Consider the following 19,385-nt stretch of genomic DNA (forward strand, 5'->3'; position numbering starts at 1 on the left):
TGCCATCATTATTTCAAAGATATTAGCACTGCCTGGAAAAAACAAAGCGTTTCACGGCTAAACGTCACCCTCTTACTCTCGCTAATCAGCGACATCGCGCTGATAAAGGCGTAAATCCAGCGCTTGCCAGACTGGCAATCCGGTGACGCAGTTATACCGCTGGCACCCTCTTCTCCATCATTAACCTTATTCTGCCGTGAAAAAAGAGGCGGGCCGTCGTTAACGTCTTCTGAAACAGGCCAAATACGTACAGGACAGGCATTCATTGAAAATGCGTTATGACCTGCTAGCAATAATAAACCGACATAACGCAGAGGGAATGGACATACTTTATCCGTGATTGACAAAGCATGCAGGCTGGCATGATGTGATACAACGCATGCACCCGCACGATGAATAATCCCTGTTCAGGCAATGCTTATTCACTCACGCTCTCTCAGCTACCATTACCGATTATGGGTTGCGCCACCTGCTACTCAAAAAAAAAAGCGGCGCATCAGCGCCGCCCTTAGCTTATTGAATCAGCCGTTTCACCGGCGCATTCCGTTGACGATCCCACATTACCGTTAGCAGGCGCTGTAACGCGATAAACGCAAACAGCAGAATGCCAATAGCAATCTTGGTCCACCAGGAACTGAGCGTGCCGTCAAAGTTGATCCAGGTTTGAATAAGCCCCTGAATTAACACGCCGAACAAGGTGCCCAGCACCGTGCCTACGCCACCCGAGAGTAAGGTTCCGCCAATCACTACAGAGGCAATCGCATCCAGTTCCACGCCCAACCCAGCCAGGGCATAGCCCGCCGAGGTATAGATGGAAAACACAATGCCGGCCAGCGTCGCCAGGGTAGTCGACAGCATGTAGATCTTAATGGTGGTGGCGCGGGTTGAAACGCCCATGAGTTGCGCGGAGGTCAGGCTGCCGCCAATCGCATAAACCTGATTACCAAAGCGAGTGCGGTGCGCCAGAATGATCCCGCCCGCCACCACCACCAGCATGATCAACGCCAGCAAACTGAGCCGCCCGCCCCCCGGAACCTTCCATGCCATGCTGGACAGCGTGGCGTAAAGAGGATGATCGATCGGAATAGAATTCTCAGAGACCAGGTAACTGCAGCCGCGCAGAAAAAACATGCCCGCCAGGGTGATAATAAATGCGGGAATTTTCAGCGCATCAATCAGCCAGCCCATCATGGCACCAAACATCGCTCCCATACTCAGGATGAGGGCAAACGCCAGGACGGGGTTGAGGTGATAGTCACCGATAACCTTTGCCAAAAATACACCCGAAAACGCAATGACGGCCCCCACCGAAAGATCGATGCCGCCCGATAAAATCACAAAGGTCATACCGACAGCGATAATGCCGAGGAAGGCGTTATCCGTCAAAATGTTACAGATCACCCGCGTGGAAGCAAAGCCGGGAAACTGGCTCAGGCAAAACAGATAGCCCATGACGAACACCAGTAGGGTGATCATTAGAGGCAGATGACGTTTAATCATGATGGACGTCTCCGTTTAAACATCGCAATAAAGCGCGGGGATTGCAGAAGCAGAACGCACATGACCACTATCGCCTTCACCACCTGATTCAACTCTGGCGGAAAGCCAGAGAGTAGAATACCTGTGTTCATCGACTGAATAATCAGCGCACCTATCAATGACAGCACGATGTTAAATCGGCCGCCCATCAGGGACGCTCCGCCGATGACCACGGCGAGAATCGCATCCAGTTCCAGCCACAATCCGGCATTGTTAGCATCTGCGCCACGAATATCCGCCGCCACAATCAGGCCGGCTACCGCCGCGCAAAGGCCGCTGATGGCATAGGTGGACATCACCACCAGCCAGCCATTCACGCCTGCATTGCGCGCGGCGCGCAGGTTAATGCCCACGGCTTCGATAAACAGCCCCAGGGCGGTTTTACGCGCCAGTAGCCAGACCAGCAACGCAACCGCCACCGTGATCCAGACCGGCACCGGTAACAACCACAGCGCCCCATTCCCAAACCAGCCAAGGCTGTCATTATTAAAGGTTACGATTTGCCCCTGAGTAATAAGCTGAGCAATACCGCGTCCGGCGACCATTAAAATCAGCGTGGCAACAAACGGCTGGATACGGAGCAAGGCCACCAGAATGCCGTTCCATATGCCGCAGGCCAGACCGCTGGCCAGCGTCACCATAATGATAAAGGGTACACCGTGCCCGGCGACGGTCAGCGTAGCGGCGGTGGCGCCGGCAATCGCCATCACGGCGCCGACCGACAGGTCGATCCCGCCGGTGGCGATGACCAGCGTCATGCCGATGGCCAGTAAAGCAACGGGCGCGGCGCGGTTGATAATGTCGATCGGACTGCCAAACAGCCGTCCGTCCTGAAGATGAATCGCAAAAAAGTTATTCGCGACCAGGCTGTCAACTAACAGCACCAGCAACAGGGCAATAATCTGCGGCATGCCGGGCGGCAGCCTGAACTTGCGACGTTGAGGTTTGGTCGCGGTGACCGGGGATTCAAGCATGCTGCGTACCTCCGTCAGCAATAGCGTTAACGATTGCCGCCACTGAAAGCTGCTCCAGTGGAATTTCAGCCACCTGTTTCAGATCACGCATGATCAATACACGATCGGCATAGCCGACCAGCTCTTCCAGCTCTGAAGAGATAACCAGCAGCGCCAGACCATCAGCACACAGCGACTCGATGAGGCGGATAATTTCCGCATGAGCGCCCACATCAATGCCGCGCGTCGGTTCATCCAGGATCAGGAACTGCGGTTTGGTCACCAGCCAGCGTGACAGCAGAACCTTTTGCTGATTGCCGCCCGATAACAGTTCAACGGGCTGCTCTGCATGCGGCGTGCGAATACCCAGACTTTTAATAAAACGTTCGGCAATCGCCTGCTGTTCCCGTTTTTTAATCGGCCGTAACCAGCCGCGCTGCGCCTGCAGGGCCAGAATAATGTTTTCACGCACCGAGGCCGCACCAATGATACCGTCGGTTTTGCGGTCTTCCGGACAGAACCCCATGCCCAGGCGTGAGGCCTGAGCAGGCGTGCGAATGTGTTCAACTTTGCCTTTGATCTTTGCCGTACCGCGATCGGCGCGACGAATACCAAATAACACTTCGGCCGTTTCAGTGCGTCCGGACCCCAGCAGTCCGGCCAGCCCCACCACTTCGCCGGGCCTGACCTGCAGGCTGAAAGGCTCGATGGTGCCTTTCTTGCCGTAATCTTCAAAAGACACGACAGGCTGATTACTGCGTAGCGTGCTGCCCTGACGCTGCAGCGCGGTCGCCATCAGCTCACGGCCAATCATCAGTTTCACCAGTTCAATCTGCGGCAGCGTTGCCGTGTCATGCGTGGCGATGAATTTACCATTGCGCAGTACGGTGATGCGGTCGGTGATGCGATAAACCTGATCCAGAAAATGCGTGACGAAAATCAGGCTCATGCCGCGATTTTTCAGCTGCGTCATGAGGGTAAACAGCATTTCAACTTCGCTGGCATCCAGGCTGGCAGTAGGTTCATCCAGAATCAGGACCTGCGCAGAAAGATCGACAGCCCGGCAGATGGCAATAATCTGCTGCATGGCGACCGAATAGTGGCCAAGGGGCCGGGTGACATCAAGGGCAAAACCGTAATTACGCATCAGGGCATCGGCATCGCGAACCATGCGCTTACGATCGATCATGCCAAAACGACGCGGTTCACGCCCGATATACAGGTTATCTGCCACCGACATGTTGGGCAGCAGGTTAACTTCCTGATAAACCGTACCGATACCGATATCCTGGGCTTCGGCGGTGCTGTGCGGCGAAATCGCCTGGCCGTTTAACGTTACGGTGCCGCTGTCCCGGGTGTAAACGCCGGTCAGGACTTTTATGAGTGTGGATTTTCCGGCGCCGTTTTCACCTAACAGCGCCATGATCTCGCCTTTACGCAGGCTGAAAGACACATCGTCCAGCGCTTTGACGCCGGGGAAGCCTTTACTGACGCCGCTGATGGCTAAAAGAGGTTGTTCGTTGTGTGTGGTCATGCTGTCAACTCCGCCCTACATCATGGAAAACCGCCCCGAAGGGCGGCCTGCGGCTTAGTAACCCATGTTCTTTTTCTTATCTAACTCGGCCTGCGCGTCAGCAGGTAAAAAGAGTTTTGATTGCGTTCTGATAATTTTTGGCGGCAGCGTGCCGTCTTTTTTGAATTTTTCCAGCGCGTCAAACGCTGGGCCTGCCATGTTTGGCGTTAATTCCACGTTTGCGTTGGCTTCGCCTGCCAGCATGGCTTTATAGATATCAGGTACACCGTCAATCGAACCGGTCAGGATGTCTTTACCCGGTTTCAGGCCGGCCTCTTTGATGGCCTGAATGGCACCGATGGCCATGTCATCGTTATGGGCGTAAACCATGCAAATGTTTTTGCCGTTATTCTCTGCTTTGATAAAGCTTTCCATGACTTCTTTACCTTTACTGCGGGTGAAGTCGCCAGACTGAGAACGGATGATTTTGATATTAGGATGACCGCTAATCGCTTCGGCAAAGCCTTTTTTGCGGTCGATGGCGACGCTGGCGCCTACCGTGCCTTGAAGTTCAACGACGTTACACTTCTTGTCGCCTACCGTTTTCACCAGCCAGTCACCGATAAGCTTACCTTCCAGCACGTTATCTGCCGTTACGACAGCCTGGTACAGCGAGTTGTCTTTCACCACAATGGCGCGATCCAGCAGGTAAACCGGGATTTTCGCGTCTTTAGCTTCTTCTAATACCGGCTCCCAGCCCGTCTGAACCACTGGTGCGATAAAGATGGCATCAACGCCCTGCGCAATAAATGAACGCACGGCCTTGATTTGGTTCTCTTGTTTTTGTTGTCCATCGGCAATCTTCAGATTGATGCCGCGTTTTTTGGCTTCGCTTTTTGCCACATTGGTTTCAGCCGAGCGCCAGCCGGATTCCGAACCTACCTGTGAGAATCCCACTGTCATTTCCGCCGCTAACACTGAGCCACTTAATGCGGCGCTGACCAGCGTGGTCAGGAGTAAACGTTTCCACATAGTTTTTATTCCTCTGAAGGGCGTTTGCTGTATAGGGTAAAGTGCCCATTAAGACTGACGTAAAAAAAAGTAAATTAGGGCGACACGCTTCACAAAATCGAGCGATTTAAAGGAGTTACGCGTTTCATGAGGACGAGTTTCATCAGGGGTTATGGACAAAACGCCTGTGTGTTTTTTCAACTTATGATAAATAAATGTAATAAACAGAATCGTTTAAGTGTAGGCCAGTTGAAAACGATTACAGGGAGGCGTACAGAATGAGTTACGGCAATTATTCGGCGACAAAAAGTGCATTTTGTGATTTCCAGCACATCCCTACAGGGCCCTGTATATCGAATGAAACGATTCCGCTATAAGCCTTTGTTGAGGGTTTACTGACGTTCTCTTCATCTGACGCGGGAAACGGGAATTAATGGCAGTCGATTCGTACATATAAACAAATAAAAAGTTACCTGGTCTGATCAACCCAAACAACATGCGCCCTGTACAGCACCTGACCTGATAACGGCGGCGACGTTTACTGTGCACGAAAATGATGAAAAGGGTTGTTTAGCGATCAATCTCTCGTGATTGTCTGATTTTCGCTTTTTTTAAGTGGCAGAACTGGACACGGCCGGGTGTCTCCCTATACTTGGCATTCTTTCCCATCCATCCGTTACGATAAAAATGACTGCGCACGATTATCTTTTAAAATTCCGCAAAGTGAATAACCTCGACAGTCTGGAAAAACTCTACGACCATCTGAATTATTCCCTTTCTGACAACACCGATATCATCAATATGTACCGGGCTGCAGATCATCGTCGCGCAGAGCTGGTATCCGGTGGTCGTCTGTTTGATCTGGGCTGCGTACCTAAATCGGTATGGCGCTACGTGGTATAATTCTGAGGTTCAGAATATTGTCTGAAAGCGCTTAGCCATAATGTTTCCCTTCTGTCTTAACATGCTATTCTGAGCCGCTTCTGACATTGAGACAGGATTAACCGCAATGAACACACAGGATGCCGCACCCCGAATTGGTGGCTGGCTTTTAGTGCCGCTGGCATGGTTGCTGATGACGCTGCTCACCACGGCGCTGGTGATGGCCATGTATCTGACACCGCTGTTTGATACACAATGGCGCGCCACCCTGTTTAATCACAGTTCGCTCGTCACCACCTACTGGGCCATTTCGCTTTTCACCGCCACCGCGCTGTGGGCTTACAGCATGTGGGTTGTGTGGATTTTCTTTAAGCGCTCTTCCCGGCTGCCCCGCCATTATATTGTCTGGTTGCTGATTACCGTGCTGCTGGCCCTGAAAACGTTTGCCTTTACGCCGGTTTCTGACGCCCGGGCGATTCAGACGTTACTGCTGTCTCTGGCGGCAGCGGCAATTTTTGTGCCTTATTTCAAGCGTTCAGCACGGGTAAAAGCGACGTTTACTCAGCGGTGAGGCCAAAATTATCGCCAACAGTTTAATCCTGAGTGCGGTTGTCCGTAGACAATGTTGTGTCACAGTTGTGATACAGCGTTTTATCAATGATAATAAGCCGCTTTCTGGTATTCAGGCGAAAAAATGACCGATTATCTCCTTCTCTTTGTGGGTACTGTGCTGGTGAATAACTTCGTTTTGGTGAAGTTCCTCGGCCTGTGTCCCTTTATGGGCGTTTCCAAAAAGCTGGAAACGGCGATTGGCATGGGCCTCGCCACCACATTTGTTATCACACTGGCCTCTATTTGTGCATGGCTGGTGAACCATCTTATTCTGGTGCCACTGGACTTAGTGTACCTGCGCACCATGGCCTATATTCTGGTGATCGCCGTGGTTGTGCAGTTCACCGAAATGGTGGTGCGCAAAACCAGCCCGTCGCTTTACCGACTGCTGGGTATTTTCCTGCCGCTGATTACCACCAACTGCGCGGTGCTGGGCGTTCCCTTGTTGAGTGTTAACCTCAACCACACCTTCCTGCAGGCGGCGCTGTATGGATTCAGCGCCTCGCTGGGCTTCTCGCTTGTCATGGTGCTGTTTGCCGGTATGCGTGAGCGCCTGGTTCTGGCAAACGTGCCTGCCCCGTTCAAAGGAAACTCGATTGCGCTGATCACCGCAGGCCTGATGGCACTGGCGTTTATGGGCTTTACCGGTTTGGTGAAATTCTGATGAGTGCGATTTGGATAGCGGTTGCGGTATTAAGCGCCCTGAGCCTTGTGTTTGGCGCCCTGCTGGGTTACGCCTCACGACGCTTTGAGGTTGAAGAAGATCCCATTGTTGAGCAGATCGACGCTGTTCTTCCGCAAAGCCAGTGCGGCCAGTGCGGTTATCCTGGCTGTCGTCCTTATGCCGATGCGGTGGGCAATAACGGTGAAGCCATCAACAAATGTGCGCCCGGTGGCGAACAGACCATGCTGAAGCTGGCGGCCCTGCTCAACGTTGAGCCGCAGCCGATTGATGGTGACGAAGAAGCCAAAGCGCCCGTGCGCACCGTGGCATGGATAGATGAAGCGAACTGTATTGGCTGCACGAAATGTATTCAGGCCTGCCCGGTTGATGCCATCGTTGGCGCAACACGCGCCATGCACACCGTGCTGAGCGACGTGTGTACGGGCTGCGACCTGTGTGTCGCGCCTTGTCCTACCGATTGTATTGAGATGCGTCCGGTTGCCACCACCACGGCCAACTGGAAATGGGATCTTGAAACCATTCCTGTTCGGGTGATCCCGGTAGAGAGTCATGCTTAATCTGCTAAATTTTTTTAAAAAAGAGAAAACCTGGGATTTTCAGGGCGGCATTCATCCGCCTGAAATGAAAACCCAGTCTAACGGTACGCCACTGGCCGAGCTGCCGCTGCCGCACCGGTTTATTATTCCGCTGAAACAGCATATTGGTCATGAAGGTGAGATCTGCGTATCGCCGGGCGATCGCGTACTGCGCGGTCAGCCACTGACGTTTGGCCAGGGCAGAATGCTGCCGGTGCACGCACCGACGTCCGGCGTCATCGAGGATATTGCCCAGCACATGACGGCTCACCCTTCGGGCCTGTCAGAGCTGTGTATTTTCCTGACGCCGGATGGTGAGGACCGCTGGATGCCGCTGGAACCGCTGCCGGACTACCGTCAGCATGAACGAGCCGCCATCCTGAAACGCATTCACGATGCCGGCATCGCCGGCCTGGGCGGCGCAGGCTTCCCGACCGCCACTAAGCTGAAAGGCGGCCTGCGGGGCGTTAAAACGCTGATTATCAATGCCGCCGAGTGTGAGCCCTATATCACCGCTGACGATCGGCTGATGCAGGATTACGCAGCCGAAGTGCTGGAAGGCAGCCGGATTCTGGCCTGGGTCTTACAGGCAGATCGCGTTTTAATTGGCATCGAAGATAACAAACCTGAAGCCATCGCCGCTCTGAAGCAGGCGCTGGGCGGTGAGCGCGATCTCCAGATTCGCGTCATTCCCACCAAGTATCCTTCGGGCGGTGCCAAACAGCTCACCAAAATTCTTACCGGTATGGAAGTGCCGCACGGCGGACGCTCGACGGACATTGGCGTGCTGATGCAAAACGTCGGCACGGCCTGGGCGGTTAAGCGCGCCATCATTAATGGCGAGCCCATCACCGAGCGCGTGGTCACGCTGACAGGTGAAGCCATCGCCCAGCCACGTAATGTGTGGAGCCGGTTGGGTACGCCAATCAGTCATCTGCTTCATCAGGTCGGTTTTCATCCCTCGCCACGCCAGATGGTGATTATGGGCGGCCCGCTGATGGGCTTTACCCTGCCGTCACTGGATGTCCCGGTGGTTAAAATCACCAACTGTATTCTGGCACCGTCCAGCACGGAAATGGGCAACGACGAGCAGGAGCAGTCCTGTATTCGCTGCTCTGCCTGTGCTGATGCCTGCCCGGCTAAGCTGCTGCCGCAGCAGCTTTACTGGTACAGCAAGGGCGGCGATCATGATAAAGCCCGTGCGCACCATATTGATGACTGTATTGAATGCGGTGCCTGCGCCTATGTTTGCCCCAGCAACATCCCGCTGGTGCAGTATTACCGCCAGGAAAAAGCCGAGTTGCGGGCTATCGATCTGGAAGCCAAACGGACGCTGGAAGCGAAAGCACGGTTTGAAGCGCGTCAGGCACGACTCGAACGGGAAAAACAGGCACGTGAAGCACGCCATGCAGAGGCGAAGCAGCGCGTAGCGCGCAGCGACAGTGCTGAACTGGCTGCGGCTCAGGCACGCGCGAAAGCAAAACCTGGTGGAAACGAAGAGGCCGTCGCCGAGGCTCGCCATGCTCAGGCTCGCCTGCGCCAGGCTGAAGCCCAGTCGGAAACCCAGGCACTGAGCCGCCAGACGACCGATCCGCGCAAAGCGGCGGTTGAAGCCGCTATTGCGCGTGCTAAAGCAAAAAAATCAGCCGTTCCGGACGCGTCTGAAGAGGTGGCGGAGGATCCACGCAAGGCCGCCGTAGCCGCCGCCGTGGAGCGCGCCAAAGCGAAGAAAGCCGCGCAGGCCGCCAGCGCTGAAGGTACTGAGGATGTGCAGCCCGCCCCACCGGAGGATCCACGCAAGGCCGCCGTAGCCGCCGCCGTGGAGCGCGCCAAAGCGAAGAAAGCCGCGCAGGCCGCCAGCGCTGAAGGTACTGAGGATGTGCAGCCCGCCCCACCGGAGGATCCACGCAAGGCCGCCGTGGCCGCCGCCGTGGAACGTGCCAGAGCGAAGAAAGCCGCGCAGGCCGCCAGCGCTGAAAGTACTGAGGATGTGCCGCCCGCCCCGCCGGAAGACCCGCGCAAGGCCGCCGTGGCCGCCGCCGTGGAACGCGCCAGAGCGAAGAAAGCCGCGCAGGCCGCCGTCGCTGAAAGTACTGAGGATGTGCAGCCCGCTCCGCCGGAAGACCCGCGCAAGGCCGCCGTGGCCGCCGCCGTGGAACGCGCCAAAGCGAAGAAAGCCGCGCAGGCCGCCGTCACTGAAAGTACTGAGGATGTGCAGCCCGCTCCGCCGGAAGACCCGCGCAAGGCCGCCGTGGCCGCCGCTGTGGAACGCGCCAAAGCGAAGAAAGCCGCGCAGGCCGCCGTCGCTGAAAGTACCGAGGATGTGCAGCCCGCTCCGCCGGAAGACCCACGCAAGGCCGCCGTGGCCGCCGCCGTGGAGCGTGCCAAAGCGAAGAAAGCCGCCGCCGCCCTGGCTCGCGCGGAGGACGCTTCTCGCGATGCTGCACTGGCTGCAACAGAGGCGCACCGTGACGTCGAGCAGGCGGAAATGGCGCAAGAACAAGCCAATAATGCGAATGCTGAAGCCGAACAGGCGCCGGAACTTGAGCACCCTACTGACGCGCGCAAAGCCGCTATTGCGGCTGCTATCGAACGTGCCAAAGCGCGTAAAGCGCAATCGACATTGACACCTGAGGACTAAATGGCTTTTCGTATAGCAAGTTCACCTTATACCCACAACCGGCGCAGCACCGGCAACATCATGATGCTGGTGGTGCTGGCTGCACTGCCGGGCTTTGCAGCGCAGTGTTATTTCTTTGGCGTGGGCACGCTGTTGCAGGTGATTCTGGCCTCGGTAACGGCGTTGCTTACCGAAGCGGCCATCCTGCGTTTACGCAAAAGCCCGGTTGCTGCCAACCTTGCGGATAATTCAGCCCTCTTGACGGCCATTCTGCTGGGAATCAGCATCCCCTCTCTGGCGCCCTGGTGGCTGGTAGTGATCGGTACAGTCTTTGCGATCGTGATCGCCAAGCAGCTTTACGGTGGACTGGGACAAAATCCCTTTAATCCGGCGATGGTAGGCTATGTGGTGCTACTGATCTCGTTTCCGGTACAGATGACCAGTTGGATGCCGCCGGACGCGTTACAGATGATTAAACCGGGGATGCTCGATTCACTCAGTATGATTTTTACCGGCCATACTCTTGCGGGCGACACGATGCAGCAGCTGCAGCTCGGTGCCGATGGCGTCAGCCAGGCCACGCCGCTCGATACATTTAAAACCGGCCTGCGCGCGGGCCACAGCGCCGCGCAACTTCTGACCCAGCCCATTTACAGTGGTGTGCTCGCGGGTCTCGGCTGGCAGTGGGTTAACCTGGGTTATCTGGTGGGCGGTCTGTTCCTGCTATGGAAAAACGCCATTCGCTGGCATATCCCGGCTGCCATTTTGCTGTCGCTGGCCTTCTGCGCAACGCTGGGCTGGCTGTTCTCGCCCGCTACGCTCAACAGCCCAGTGATTCATCTGTTCTCAGGTGCCACTATGCTTGGGGCATTTTTTATTGCTACCGATCCGGTCACCGCTTCCACGACCGACCGTGGTCGTTTACTCTACGGTGCGCTGATTGGGCTGCTGATCTGGTTAATTCGCAGCTTCGGCGGATATCCGGACGGCGTTGCTTTCGCTGTATTGCTGGCTAATATATGCGTACCGCTGATTGACTATTACACTCAGCCGCGTGTTTACGGCCATCAAAAGGATTAAATGATGCTGGACACGATACGCAAAAATGGCGTGACGCTGGCGCTGTTTGCCGCCATTACGACCGGCGTGACGGCCATAGTGAATACGGTCACTAAGCCAACCGTTGAGCATCAGACGCAACTGCAGCAGAAAAATTTGCTGGACCAGGTGGTGCCGACCGATATGTACGACAACCACATTCAGCAGGAATGTTACGTTGTCACTGATCCGGCGCTGGGTAACGCCAATCCACACCATCTTTATCTGGCACGTAAAGGCAACCAGCCTGTTGCCGCGGCGCTGGAAACGACGGCACCGGACGGCTATTCCGGCGCGATACAGATGCTGGTCGGGGCTGACTTTAACGGTAAGGTGCTGGGCGTCCGCGTGATTGAACATCATGAAACGCCCGGTTTGGGCGATAAAATAGAACTGCGCATTTCTGACTGGATTAACAACTTTAATGGCAAAGTGGTAACAGGTCCGGATGATAAAGCGTTTGCCGTTAAAAAAGACGGTGGCGAATTCGATCAGTTCACCGGCGCCACGATTACCCCACGAGCCGTCGTGAATGCCACCAAACGTACGGCATTATTAATTGAATCCCTGAAAGGGAAACTCTCTTCGTTACCCGAATGTGGAGACGCAAATGAGTGAAGCTAAAAACCTGCTGGTAGGCGGGCTGTGGAAAAATAACTCGGCGCTGGTGCAGCTGCTGGGCCTGTGTCCGCTGCTGGCGGTGACCGCCACCGCCACCAATGCGTTGGGGCTGGGGCTGGCCACCACGCTGGTGCTGACCCTGACCAACAGCTTTATTTCCGCCTCGCGCCGTTGGGTGCCCTCGGAGATTCGCATCCCCATTTACGTGATGATCATCGCGTCCGTGGTGAGCTGTGTACAGATGCTGATTAATGCTTATGCCTATGGCCTGTATCAGTCGTTGGGCATTTTTATTCCGCTTATCGTGACCAACTGTATCGTGGTAGGCCGTGCCGAGGCCGTCGCATCGAAAAGCAGCATCCCTCTTGCAGCCCTTGATGGTTTTGCCATTGGGATGGGCGCAACCTGCGCAATGGTGGTGTTGGGTTCCCTCCGTGAAATTATTGGCAGCGGGACGCTGTTTAACGGTGCAGACCAGCTGTTAGGCCCGTGGGCAAAAGCATTAAAAATTGAGGTGATTCATCTGGATTCACCGATGCTGCTGGCGATGTTACCACCAGGCGCCTTTATTGGTCTGGGCATGATGCTGGCGGGTAAATACCTGATCGATCAAAAAATGAAGCAGCGTGCTGTGCGCCGTGCTGAAGAGCAGGCGCTGGCTGCACCGCAAGGCAATACCGGAAAAGCCGTGTGAACCAGACAAAGCGTACCGAGATCCTCAGCCGTTTGCAGCAGGCTAATCCTCATCCTACGACCGAGCTGCAGTTTAGCTCGCCGTTTGAATTATTGATTGCGGTTCTGCTCTCTGCCCAGGCCACCGACGTCAGCGTGAATAAAGCCACCGCAAAGCTCTATCCGGTCGCGAATACGCCCGCTGCAATGCTGGCGCTGGGCGTGGACGGTGTGAAGGAATACATTAAAACGATCGGACTGTTCAACAGCAAGGCAGAGAATGTCATCAAAACCTGCCGCATTCTGCTGGAACAGCACGGCGGTGTGGTGCCCGAAGATCGTGTAGCCCTGGAAGCGCTGCCCGGTGTGGGCCGTAAAACGGCAAACGTGGTGCTCAACACCGCCTTTGGCTGGCCCACCATCGCAGTGGATACCCATATTTTTCGCGTCTGCAACCGGACAAATTTCGCCCCCGGCAAGAATGTCGAGCAGGTCGAAGAAAAACTGTTAAAGGTTGTGCCTAAGGCATTCAAAGTGGACTGCCACCACTGGCTGATTCTGCACGGTCGCTATACCTGTGTGGCCCGTAAGCCGCGCTGTGGCGCCTGTCTGATTGAGGACCTGTGCGAATACCCGGATAAAGTGGAATAACGCGAAGGTGTTGTCTGATAAAGCCTGTGAACACACAGGCTTTTTATTTTCTGATCTAACGCTGATCCAGAGCCGCCTGCATCCAGGCAATCACCAGCGGAGAATCCTTATCCTGTAAGGCTGCACGCTCGGACTGGAAGAGCGTGGCGACGTAAAAAGGATGATCGGTCAGTTCTATGCCGCGTACATCGCCATTGAGATCCCAGGCGGTGATACGCAAATTGTTGCCTTCCAGCGCTGCACTGAAGTCCGGGTTAACGCCAAAGTTGCAGTGATAGCCTTCATCGCTGGAGAGGCTGTCGTAGGCGGTGGCAATACGTGAACCGGGTTCAAATGTCACCTCACCGCGCTGCTCCACCAGCGAGCAACTTAACGGCGCAATCACCATCCGCCCTTCATCGCTGGTTTCTGCATGATTCGCATCATGCCAGCCCAGTACGTGACGTGCATAGTCGATAACGGCATACTGAAAACCGCCACAGGAACCCAGAAAAGGTTTTTCCCCTTCCCGTACCCAGCGCAGCATACTGAAGACGCCCTCATCATTTTTATAGGGACTTCCCGGCACCAGCCATACGGCATGGCTTTGCCTGATGGCGGTTAAATCGCCCAGCTCAGGTGTTGGGATCCACTCAGGTTCAATATCGATAGCAAGATGGGCAGCGGCACGGGAAAGCGCCAGGGGAATAGCCTGATGCGCAACGGCTTCCGGACGATAGTCGCCGACTAACGCGAGACGTAAAGGTAACGGCATAGCAAAATTCCTCTTAACGAAATAAGGATGCTACGGCAGGGGGCAACGGATGTCGAGTCCCGAAGTGCGGCTCTGTCGTGTCTCCCACCCGATACAGCGAAGCGCTACGGGCACGCCGTACCCAGATAAGCTTTTTTCTCTGCCTGAATTAACAGGCAAAAATGTGACCTTAATCAATCTTTTTACGCCTTTGGTGGAGATTAACGTCATAATACGCAGACTATTTCATCAAATCGGCGTCAAAACCTGCTTTATAGCCAGATTGTCCTGAGAAAATATCACTTTCCGTTGTAAAGCTCGGCGTAACGCCGCTTTAGTAGTTAATGTCATTATTAACACTCCTGCAACCCCACCGCGACGTCATTACTTCACATAAACGCTTAAAATCAGAATTAAATTCCAACTAATAATATTTATTTAGGTTTTAACGCCACACGATCGCTTTCCGGCAGAAGGTAGAAAACGCTTGCCCTGTCGCCTTTATTCAGCCAAATTAGTCGCCGTTTTTCCCATCTAATAAAAATCTGGCCCATGGTCTGATCACATGGCGCGGACTTAATTCCTGTCGCGACACAGGATATGAAATAACAGAGGTACAAGTGTCAACTGCAAACAAACACACCGACGAGGCCGTCAGCCTTAACGCGTTCAAACAGCCCAAAGCGTTTTACCTGATCTTTTCTATCGAATTATGGGAACGTTTTGGTTACTACGGCCTGCAGGCCATTATGGCGGTTTACCTGGTGAGACAACTGGGGATGTCGGAGTCCGACTCTATTACCCTGTTCTCCTCATTTAGCGCCCTGGTATATGGCCTTGTCGCCATCGGTGGCTGGCTGGGTGACAAAGTCCTCGGGACCAAACGCGTCATCGTTCTTGGCGTGCTGGTTCTGGCAATAGGTTATGCCCTGGTGGCCTTCTCGGGCCACAACGTCAGCATCGTTTATGTTGGTATGGCGACCATTGCCGTGGGAAGTGGCTTGTTTAAAGCTAACCCCTCTTCGCTGCTCTCGACGTGCTATGACAAAGACGATCCCCGTATTGATGGGGCCTTCACCATGTTCTACATGTCCATCAATATCGGTTCGCTGTTTTCAATGATGCTGACTCCGTGGTTAGCGGAGAAGTACGGCTACAACGTGGCGTTTTCGCTCTCGGTTGTCGGCCTGGTCATCACGCTGCTTAACTTCCTGTTCTGCAAACGCCTGGTGAAAGACTTCGGCTCTAAACCGGACTTTGCCCCACTACAGTTCGGCAAACTGTTGATGACCCTGGTGGGAATCGTCGTCCTGGTCGCCCTGGCAAACTGGATGCTGCACCACCAGTCAATCGCCCGCATGCTGTTAGGCGTGATAGCGTTAGGTATCTTTGTCATCTTTGCCAAAGAAGCCTTTGCCCTTCACGGCGCAGCCCGTCGTCGTATGATTGTTGCGTTCCTGCTGATGGTGGAAGCCATCGTGTTCTTCGTGCTCTATATGCAGATGCCAACGTCGCTTAACTTCTTTGCGATTCGCAACGTTGAGCACAGCATTTTGGGTATCACCTTTGCCCCTGAGCAATTCCAGGCGCTGAACCCGTTCTGGATCATGCTTGCCAGCCCGATTCTCGCCGCCGTCTACAACAAGCTGGGCGATAAACTGCCCATGCCGCACAAGTTCGCCATCGGTATGGTGCTGTGTTCCGCAGCCTTCCTGGTGTTACCGGTCGGCGCGAAGTTTGCCAGCGATGCGGGGATTGTGTCTGTTAACTGGCTGATTCTCAGCTATGGCCTGCAGAGCATTGGTGAACTGATGATTTCCGGTCTTGGCCTGGCGATGGTGGCGCAGCTGGTTCCGCAGCGTCTTATGGGTTTTATCATGGGTTCATGGTTCCTGACGACGGCGGGCGCTGCGGTCATTGCCGGTAAAGTGGCAAACCTGATGGCCGTTCCTGAAAACGTTACCGATCCGCTGATCTCCCTGGCCACCTACGGCAGAGTTTTCCAGCAGATTGGTATCGCGACGGCGGTCATCGCCGTGCTGATGCTGATTACCGCCCCTCTGCTGAACCGCATGACTCAAGATACGGCAGCAGACAAAGCCTGACTGACGTCATGACTTTTCACGAAAACCGGGCCTGCCCGGTTTTTTTTGTTTTTGTCGCCGATCAATGCCTCGCACATTCCTGCGCCTTATTACTGGCAATTCCGCGCCATGAGATTACTATGCAAACACGATTCGAAACATGGTGGCCTCATTATGAAACTGTTTTGTAAAGCTGGTGCCTGTTCCCTTTCACCGCATATCGTCATGCGTGAATGTGGTCTGGACTTTACGCAGGTTAATGTTGATCTGCAGACTAAGCTCACCGAGCGCGGTGAAGATTTTCGCCAGATCAACCCCAAAGGTCAGGTGCCGGCCCTGCAGCTGAGCGATGGGAATGTATTAACGGAAGGCGCGGCGATTGTGCAGTATCTGGCCGATCTTAAACCCGATCGTCACCTCCTGGCCCCGGTGGGGAGCCTGACGCGTTATCACACCATTGAGTGGCTCGGCTATATCAGCAGCGAGTTACACAAAAGCTTCTCTCCCCTGTTTCGCAACGATGCGCCTGAGGAGTACAAAGCGTTGGTGCGCCGCCAGCTGGAGGCGAAATTTGCCTGGGTAAACGATGAGCTTAAAGACAAACAGTGGCTGATGGGCGTGCACTTCAGCGTCGCGGATGCCTATTTATTTGTGGTTACCCGCTGGGCAAAAGCGCTGAACCTGGATTTGGCCGCGCGGGACCACCTGCAACACTGGTTTGAACGCGTTGCAGAGCGGCCGTCGGTTCAGGCCGCGCTCAAAGCGGAAGGACTTAACTGATACGATGAGGGCCGTAACCGGCCCTTTTTTACAGCTTCTCAGCGGGGAAGACGTGCGTCGGTCGGACAATGGCATCCTGAGCGGCAACCAGTTGCAGTTCATACTCGCCCATCTCATGCGTTTTCAGCATCACTTCATAGACCGCAGCAGTGACGTGTTCCAGCGCCGCCTGCAGCGACAGCCCGTGCAGCAGATCGACCAGCAACAAGCCACTGGTCAGATCGCCCACGCCCACCGGTTGACGAACGCCAAAATCCACCAGCGGACGGCTGATGTGCCAGGCTTCACCGGCGGTCACCAGCAGCATCTCAAACCGATCGCTGCGGCGCCCTGCGCGCGCCAGGTGCTTAATCAGCACGACTTTCGGCCCCTGGCTAATCAGCATACGTGCCGCGTCAACCGCCGTTTCTACGCTGGTTACGCTGCGTTCGCTGAGCATTTCCAGCTCCAGCAGGTTGGGGGCGATGATATCGCTGGCGGGAAGCGCCAGTTTGCAGTGGAACTCCGCCACGCCGGGTGCAACGATGCAGCCCTTTTCCGGGTGCCCCATAACCGGATCGCAGAAATACCAGGCTTCCGGGTTCGCGGCTTTTACCTGGCGCACGATTTCCAGAATGTTTTCGCCCTGCTCGGCCGAGCCCAGATAACCGCTGAGTACCGCATCACAGGTTTTCAGGCGGTCAATATCGGCAATGCCTTTGACGATATCGGTTAAGTGCGTGGCCGGCATCACGGTACCGGTCCAGTGGCCATATTGCGTATGGTTAGAAAACTGCACGGTATTCAGCGGCCAGACGTTCACACCCATACGGCGCATCGGGAACTCTGCCGCCGCGTTGCCCGCGTGACCAAACACCACGTGCGACTGAATTGCTAAAACGTTTTTCACTTTTTTGCCCTGTAGTGCCTTGCCATAAAAAAGGGCCGGAAACCGGCCCTGAAAGGTTACTGCCAGTTAATCAGGCAGTAATGCTTTTTACCGCGACGCAGTAGCGTGAAGCGGTTGAACAGCTTATCGCTGTCACTGAAACGGTACTCAGCATCAGACTGCTTTTCACCGTTCAGCGACACGGCATTCGAACCAATCATGGTGCGAGCCTGACCACGTGAAGGCACCAGCTCAGCTTTGACCAGAGCCTGTTGCAGATCGTCTTCGGCACTTAGCGTGATGGTCGGCATACCATCCTGCGCCAGCTGTTCGAAGTCGGCCTCTGTCATATCGCTCAGCGCGCCAGAGAACAGGCTCTCGGTGATTCGTTTCGCGGCAGCCAGCCCCTCTTCGCCGTGCACCAGGCGCGTGACCTGCTCGGCCAGCACGTACTGCGCGCGCGGCGCGGTTCCGCTGTTTTTATCTTCTTCTTCCAGGGCATGAATCTCTTCAATGCTCAGGAAAGTGAAGAACTTCAGGAAGCGGTAAACATCCGCATCTGCGGTGTTGATCCAGAACTGGTAAAACTTGTAGGGACTGGTTTTCTTCGCATCCAGCCAGACCGCGCCGCCTTCGGTTTTACCGAACTTGGTGCCGTCCGATTTGGTGATCAGCGGAACGGTCAGACCAAATACCTGGTTCTGGTGCAGACGACGCGTCAGATCGATACCGGAGGTGATGTTACCCCACTGGTCAGATCCGCCAATCTGCAGGGACACGCCGTGCAGCGCATTCAGACAGGCGAAGTCGTAACCCTGCAGCAGGTTATAGGAGAATTCGGTGAACGAGATCCCCTGGTCGTCACGGTTCAGGCGCTGTTTAACGGCTTCTTTATTGATCATCTGGTTAACAGAGAAGTGTTTACCGATGTCACGCAGGAAAGTCAGCACGTTCATATTGCCAAACCAGTCATAGTTATTGGCCGCAATCGCGCTGTTGGCGCCACAGTCAAAGTCCAGGAAGGGTGCGACCTGCGTCCGGATTTTTTCTACCCACTCACCGACGGTTTCGCTGGTGTTGAGTTTACGCTCTGCAGCTTTGAAACTGGGATCGCCAATTAAGCCCGTGGCGCCGCCTACCAGCGCAACCGGCTTGTGCCCGGCATCCTGAAAACGTTTGAGGCAGAGCAGTGGAACCAGATGGCCCAAATGCAAGCTGTCAGCAGTGGGGTCAAAGCCGCAATAGAGCGAAATTGGCCCTTGCGCCAGTTTCTCTACTAACGCGTCTTCGTCCGTCACCTGGGCGATCAGGCCCCTCTCTTGCAATTGTTGTATCAGGTTACTGCTGGTCATCACTGACTCCAAATTGATCAGGCTGCACCTATGCTGGTACACAGCTTTCCGCTGAGTTGCGGAAGGAAAAATTAAGGGCTATAGCATAAAGCGCTGACGCCTTCTGTGCCAGCGCTGATGAGGGGGAAAACGCAGT

At 54.9% G+C, this 19,385-nt stretch carries 18 protein-coding genes; 11 read left to right on the forward strand and 7 right to left on the reverse strand.

The window, feature by feature from the left end:
* Positions 1–513: 513 nt before the first annotated feature.
* Genes yjfF through ytfQ form a run of 4 tightly spaced genes read right to left on the reverse strand, consistent with a single transcriptional unit; the run spans position 514 to position 5,037 of the window.
* Entirely contained in the window at positions 514–1,500 is a 987-nt protein-coding gene (yjfF, locus tag AAIE03_RS08645) for a galactofuranose ABC transporter, permease protein YjfF (protein WP_014605917.1), read from the reverse strand.
* The gene (gene ytfT, locus AAIE03_RS08650; protein ID WP_014593626.1) at positions 1,497–2,513 is read right to left on the reverse strand and encodes a galactofuranose ABC transporter, ATP-binding protein YtfT; all 1,017 of its coding nucleotides are present in this window, start codon (positions 2,511–2,513) and stop codon (positions 1,497–1,499) included. The genes yjfF and ytfT overlap by 4 nt, the downstream gene beginning before the upstream one ends.
* The gene (locus AAIE03_RS08655) at positions 2,506–4,026 is read right to left on the reverse strand and encodes a sugar ABC transporter ATP-binding protein (protein ID WP_019105279.1); all 1,521 of its coding nucleotides are present in this window, start codon (positions 4,024–4,026) and stop codon (positions 2,506–2,508) included. The genes ytfT and AAIE03_RS08655 overlap by 8 nt, the downstream gene beginning before the upstream one ends.
* A 54-nt stretch (positions 4,027–4,080) precedes the next feature.
* Positions 4,081–5,037: a galactofuranose ABC transporter, galactofuranose-binding protein YtfQ gene (gene ytfQ / locus AAIE03_RS08660; protein WP_013025666.1), complete on the reverse strand. Its 957-nt coding sequence runs from the start codon at positions 5,035–5,037 to the stop codon at positions 4,081–4,083.
* 666 nt (positions 5,038–5,703) lie between these two features.
* Here ytfQ and ydgT point away from each other — a divergent pair.
* From ydgT to nth, 9 genes are all read left to right on the forward strand, one after another.
* Complete coding sequence (ydgT, locus tag AAIE03_RS08665) at positions 5,704–5,919, forward strand: transcription modulator YdgT (RefSeq protein ID WP_014605919.1); 216 nt, start codon at positions 5,704–5,706, stop codon at positions 5,917–5,919.
* 106 nt (positions 5,920–6,025) lie between these two features.
* Entirely contained in the window at positions 6,026–6,469 is a 444-nt protein-coding gene (locus tag AAIE03_RS08670) for a DUF2569 domain-containing protein (protein ID WP_013025664.1), read from the forward strand.
* Between the two features lie 123 nt (positions 6,470–6,592).
* Positions 6,593–7,174, forward strand: a complete 582-nt coding sequence (gene rsxA / locus AAIE03_RS08675) for an electron transport complex subunit RsxA (RefSeq protein ID WP_013025663.1) — start codon at positions 6,593–6,595, stop codon at positions 7,172–7,174.
* On the forward strand, positions 7,174–7,752 hold the full coding sequence (gene rsxB, locus AAIE03_RS08680; protein ID WP_013025662.1) for an electron transport complex subunit RsxB: 579 nt from the start codon (positions 7,174–7,176) through the stop codon (positions 7,750–7,752). The genes rsxA and rsxB overlap by 1 nt, the downstream gene beginning before the upstream one ends.
* Positions 7,745–10,411, forward strand: coding sequence for an electron transport complex subunit RsxC (gene rsxC, locus AAIE03_RS08685; protein ID WP_491652626.1), 2,667 nt, complete (start codon positions 7,745–7,747; stop codon positions 10,409–10,411). Before rsxB ends, rsxC begins: the two co-directional genes overlap by 8 nt.
* Entirely contained in the window at positions 10,412–11,470 is a 1,059-nt protein-coding gene (gene rsxD, locus AAIE03_RS08690; protein ID WP_455935270.1) for an electron transport complex subunit RsxD, read from the forward strand.
* Between the two features lie 3 nt (positions 11,471–11,473).
* Positions 11,474–12,106 (forward strand): electron transport complex subunit RsxG, encoded by a 633-nt coding sequence (gene rsxG / locus AAIE03_RS08695; RefSeq protein ID WP_491653135.1) that lies wholly within the window; start codon positions 11,474–11,476, stop codon positions 12,104–12,106.
* A complete protein-coding gene (locus tag AAIE03_RS08700) occupies positions 12,099–12,803 on the forward strand; it encodes an electron transport complex subunit E (RefSeq protein WP_014605923.1) in 705 nt (234 codons plus the stop codon). The genes rsxG and AAIE03_RS08700 overlap by 8 nt, the downstream gene beginning before the upstream one ends.
* Positions 12,800–13,432, forward strand: a complete 633-nt coding sequence (gene nth / locus AAIE03_RS08705; protein ID WP_015700384.1) for an endonuclease III — start codon at positions 12,800–12,802, stop codon at positions 13,430–13,432. Before AAIE03_RS08700 ends, nth begins: the two co-directional genes overlap by 4 nt.
* Positions 13,433–13,487: 55 nt before the next feature.
* Here nth and AAIE03_RS08710 read toward each other — a convergent pair whose 3' ends face one another.
* Positions 13,488–14,186, reverse strand: coding sequence for a CTP synthase C-terminal region-related (seleno)protein (locus AAIE03_RS08710; protein ID WP_014605924.1), 699 nt, complete (start codon positions 14,184–14,186; stop codon positions 13,488–13,490).
* A gap of 599 nt (positions 14,187–14,785) precedes the next feature.
* Between AAIE03_RS08710 and dtpA the strand changes: the two genes are divergently transcribed.
* Both dtpA and gstA read left to right on the forward strand, forming a co-directional pair.
* Positions 14,786–16,270 (forward strand): dipeptide/tripeptide permease DtpA, encoded by a 1,485-nt coding sequence (dtpA, locus tag AAIE03_RS08715; RefSeq protein WP_028715090.1) that lies wholly within the window; start codon positions 14,786–14,788, stop codon positions 16,268–16,270.
* Positions 16,271–16,423: 153 nt separating this feature from the next.
* Complete coding sequence (gstA, locus tag AAIE03_RS08720) at positions 16,424–17,029, forward strand: glutathione transferase GstA (protein ID WP_014605926.1); 606 nt, start codon at positions 16,424–16,426, stop codon at positions 17,027–17,029.
* Between the two features lie 28 nt (positions 17,030–17,057).
* On the opposite strand, the gene pdxY is transcribed toward gstA, so the two are convergent.
* Both pdxY and tyrS read right to left on the reverse strand, forming a co-directional pair.
* Positions 17,058–17,918 (reverse strand): pyridoxal kinase PdxY, encoded by an 861-nt coding sequence (gene pdxY, locus AAIE03_RS08725; RefSeq protein ID WP_013025653.1) that lies wholly within the window; start codon positions 17,916–17,918, stop codon positions 17,058–17,060.
* Between the two features lie 56 nt (positions 17,919–17,974).
* A complete protein-coding gene (tyrS, locus tag AAIE03_RS08730) occupies positions 17,975–19,249 on the reverse strand; it encodes a tyrosine--tRNA ligase (RefSeq protein WP_014605927.1) in 1,275 nt (424 codons plus the stop codon).
* Between the last annotated feature and the right edge of the window lie 136 nt (positions 19,250–19,385).

The sequence above is a fragment of the Pantoea sp. Ae19-2 genome (genome assembly GCF_059801205.1).